At 48.6% G+C, this 3,961-nt stretch carries 3 protein-coding genes; 1 reads left to right on the top strand and 2 read right to left on the bottom strand.

Translation table 11 applies throughout. The features are described 5' to 3' along the window. Nucleotides 1-69 precede the first annotated feature (69 nt). Nucleotides 70-2,376 (top strand): glycosyltransferase, encoded by a 2,307-nt coding sequence (locus ENN47_06115; protein HDP77746.1) that lies wholly within the window; start codon nt 70-72, stop codon nt 2,374-2,376. A gap of 564 nt (nt 2,377-2,940) precedes the next feature. On the opposite strand, the gene ENN47_06110 is transcribed toward ENN47_06115, so the two are convergent. Together ENN47_06110 and ENN47_06105 are read right to left on the bottom strand one after the other, a co-directional pair. Beyond that, nucleotides 2,941-3,708: an AAA family ATPase gene (locus tag ENN47_06110; GenBank protein ID HDP77745.1), complete on the bottom strand. Its 768-nt coding sequence runs from the start codon at nt 3,706-3,708 to the stop codon at nt 2,941-2,943. Then, nucleotides 3,708-3,929, bottom strand: coding sequence for a hypothetical protein (locus ENN47_06105; protein ID HDP77744.1), 222 nt, complete (start codon nt 3,927-3,929; stop codon nt 3,708-3,710). Before ENN47_06105 ends, ENN47_06110 begins: the two co-directional genes overlap by 1 nt. Nucleotides 3,930-3,961 lie beyond the last annotated feature (32 nt).

Here is a 3,961-nt window from a genome sequence, read left to right as displayed (position 1 = left end):
CTACCGGTTTCGTCACTGTGGAGCTTGAGGAATTGATAGATGAACTGAGGCGTTGCGGAGGGAAAGAGTATGGATAAGATAAGAAGAATGGCTATTGTTAGTGACTACATTCCACGTCGTTGTGGTATTGCTCAATACACCCATGATCTGTATAAAGCCATGAAACTGCAGACGCCGAAAACCGACGTCCAAATAGTTGCGGTGAATGATACAAAAGATGGGTATTCCTATCCGGAAGAGGTCTGTTTTGAGATCAGCGAAGAGATGCAGGAAGAGTACGAGCGTGCGGCGGATTATCTTCACGTGAACAACATGGATGTGGTCTCACTCCAGCATGAGTTTGGTATTTACGGGGGGGCTTCGGGCAGTCACATTCTTCCATTCTTAAAATCAATTTGCATTCCGGTAGTTACCACGCTACATACCATTCTTCAGAACCCGAACGTGGAACAGAAGCACATTCTTCAAAAAATTGGTATGGCTTCCACGTTTGTAGTAACCATGACTGAGAAAGGAAGAGACATGTTGAGGGATGTGTACGAGATTGAAGAAGACAAGATCGAAGTAATTCCACACGGTATCCCCGATATGCCTTTTGTTGATCCGAATTTTTACAAGGATCAATTCGGAGTGGAGGGGAAATACGTCATCCTCACCTTTGGACTTCTCTCCCCGAACAAGGGGATAGAGAATATGATCAAGGCACTTCCGAAGATTATTAAAGAGGTGCCGAACACCGTTTACATCGTACTCGGGGCCACCCATCCCCATCTTATTCGGGATAGTGGTGAATCCTACCGGCTGGAGCTCACTCGTTTGGTCGAACGCTTGGGAGTGAAAGATAATGTAATTTTTTATAACCGTTTTGTCTCGGATGAAGAGTTGCGGGAATTCCTTGGAATGGCTGATGTGTATGTGACTCCATATCTCAATGAAACTCAGATTACCTCAGGAACACTCTCTTACGCCTTCGGATGTGGGAAAGCGGTAGTTTCTACTCCCTACTGGCATGCCGTTGAACTCCTCGCCGATAACAAGGGGCTTCTTGTTCCCTTCCAGGATTCTCGGGCTATGGCAGATGCAGTGGTCAACCTTCTAAAAAATGAATCTGAGCGTCATGCCATGCGAAAGCGCGCCTATCTTATGGGAAGAGAAATGACATGGGCTCAAGTGGGGGGTAGGTATGTAGAGTTGTTCGAACGGGCCAGGAGGAGTACACTGGGAAAGGTGTCTACTCGCTATTTCACGGTCCGAACCCTGGCGGACAGTCCACGTCGACTTCCTGAATTAAAACTGGATCATCTTAAACGTCTTACCGACGAAACCGGACTCATACAGCATGCGAAGTATTCAATCCCCAACCGCTTTGAAGGATACTGTACGGATGATAATGCGAGGGCATTAATACTCATGGAAATTCTCAAGGAGCTTGGGGTTCGAAACGAGGATCTGACAAATATAGAGTACAGGTATGCCGCGTTTTTAAACCATGCTTTTGAGCCCACAACAAAGGTATTTCGAAACTTCTACTCGTATGATCGTCAATGGATAGATGAACAAATCTCCGCCGATTGTCAGGGACGGGCTGTATGGGCCATGGGAACAGTAATCGGCCGATCGGAGGATGAGGAACTTGTTTCATGGGCTGTGGAGATTTTTAATGCTGTCTTACCGGTTGTACTCGAGTATCCGTTTATCCGAGCATGGGCATTTACCGCTCGAGGTATTTACGAGTATGTGCAACGATTTCAGGGAGATAGAACAATCAGGCTTGCTGCAAATCAGCTCATGGATCGTTTTGTCGATGCCTTTCGTAACGAGTCAAGAGCCGATTGGAAATGGTTCGAAGAGAAATTGGCTTACGAGAACGCCAGGTTATCGGAAGCCACTATTCTTCTTTCAATACTCACCGAACGGCAAGAAGCCCTGGATATCGGACTCGAAAGTTTAAGATGGTTGGATGATATCCAGAGATCTGAACAGAACAATTTCAGGCCAATTGGGAATCGTGGATTTTTTCATAGAGGCGGGACTCCAGCTTATTATGACCAGCAACCAGTGGAGGCTGCAGCTATGGTCTCGGCTTCCATTGCCGCGTATATTGCATCGGAGGATGATCGGTGGCGGGAGAACGCCCACCGAAGTTTTGAGTGGTTTCTCGGTAGAAATGATCTTTCCACTCCTCTCTATGATCCTAAAACGGGGGGCTGTTTTGATGGGCTGATGGTAGACAGGGTGAATCGTAATATGGGGGGCGAATCAACTCTCTCGTTTCTTCTGTCGCTTGCCGAAATGAAGCTACTGGAAAACCGGCTTGCGGCCTATGAAAGTGCAGAGAAACCTGCAATGAGAGATAAGAAACTATTGACGGCCTGAACTGAAAAATCGATTCTGGCTACTCTGAGTGAAAAGTCTTGGTAGATAGTGACTTAGGATCGTGCTTGGTCATAAAGATGGAGCCCGAGAAGATTAAGGCCGCCCCCTCAACCCGCACCAATAGGGAGGTCTTCCGCGCCTACCACGAATCGGGACGGTCGGTGAAATTATTATCCGATTATCTGCGTGAGAGGAGCTTCAATGCCTAACCAGTACCAGCGATCGGAATTAATCTCAATTTGAGCGTTCTGGCCAGGGACGCCGGTGCGATTTATGTCGAGCCTGAGCTGTCGGAGGACGACGGTATAGAGAACATCGATCATCACAAATGCGCCGGTCCCTTCTCGAAGCAGTTCGGCAATAGAAACACAGGTGGAGAGAGCAGGCCTGCTCTCAAAATCTCAAGATGAAAGGCTTAAGATCAGAAACATCAGGATGGCAGACTCAGACTGGGAAAAGTTGAAGGCACACTTTGGAGCCCGTGGTCTATCAATATCAGCAGGTATTCGGTTCATTGTGAAGGGTTGTCAAGAGGCTTCTAGTTTTACGCACCTTTGTTCTGCCTTAGCCATTTGAATTTCCCCCTTCCTGTAACATGGTCGTGTATTCTTTGAGCCTAAAGCTCTTCCCGTCTATGGTGAAGATGTGAGCCCTGTGTAGCAGTCGGTCGAGCATGGCGGTGACGGCAAGATCGTCGTTTGCGAAGACCGAAGCCCAATCTCTGACCGAACGGTTGCTGGTGATGATTATGCTGCCTTTGAGATAGCGTGCTGATATGAACTGGAAGAACAGGTGTGTCTCATTTCGGTCCATCATCTGGTAACCCAATTCGTCGAGGATGAGGAGAGCGTTTTTCACATAGCCCTGACGGCGCTGTTTTGTCACCGGGATATCGGATCGCTTTTTCAGGAGCTGTAGGAGCTCTTCAACGGTGTAGTAGACGGCGCTAAACCCCGATTCAATTGCCCTTACTCCCAAAGCGGAAGCCAGGTGGGTTTTACCCACTCCCGGAGGGCCGAAGAACAAAATGTTCTCTTTGCGTTTGATAAACTCACAGGTGCTCAGCATATCGATCTTTGCCCGATCGACCGATGGCTGAAAGAGAAAATCGAAGTTGTCCAGGTTCATTCCCTTCGGGAGCTCCGAAAGGCGGAGTGCAGTGGCCACACGCCGGCTCTCTCGCTGCTGAACCTCGAGAGAGAAGATCTTCTCCAACAGGTCTATCGATGAGTCCTCGCTGTTTTGCGCTTCAGCAACTAAATCAGGGAGCAGCTCAGGGGTGTACTGCATATTGAGGTACTCCATGTGCTTTTGTATTCTCTGCAGATCCATCAGCCTGCCCCCTCGAGGATCTTCTCGTAATAATCTATTTGCCGGCGAGCTACCTCTACGGCCCACTCTCGTGTCTGCCTGCTCAAAGGGGTCTGGGATGAGAGAATCGCCTTTTCATTGAGGTAGAGCATGCCCCTGGAGTTCGGCAGATACGGGGCTTTGGCCACTTCAGTTCCTTTGTGGTAGATACTCACCGTTTGGCCGGTGTGCAGACACAGCACGCTCTTTCCTGCAAGTTCTTGCCGTACCTGAT

Origin of the sequence: Mesotoga infera, assembly GCA_011045915.1 — a bacterium.
Taxonomy (GTDB): domain Bacteria; phylum Thermotogota; class Thermotogae; order Petrotogales; family Kosmotogaceae; genus Mesotoga; species Mesotoga infera_D.
This window is presented reverse-complemented; position numbering and strand designations above follow the sequence as displayed.

Bases quoted from the DNA above. Each gene is read 5' to 3' on its own strand.
- ENN47_06115 (HDP77746.1), top strand. From the start codon at position 70: ATGGATAAGATAAGAAGAATGGCTATTGTTAGTGACTACATTCCACGT.
- ENN47_06110 (HDP77745.1), bottom strand. From the start codon at position 3,708: ATGGATCTGCAGAGAATACAAAAGCACATGGAGTACCTCAATATGCAG.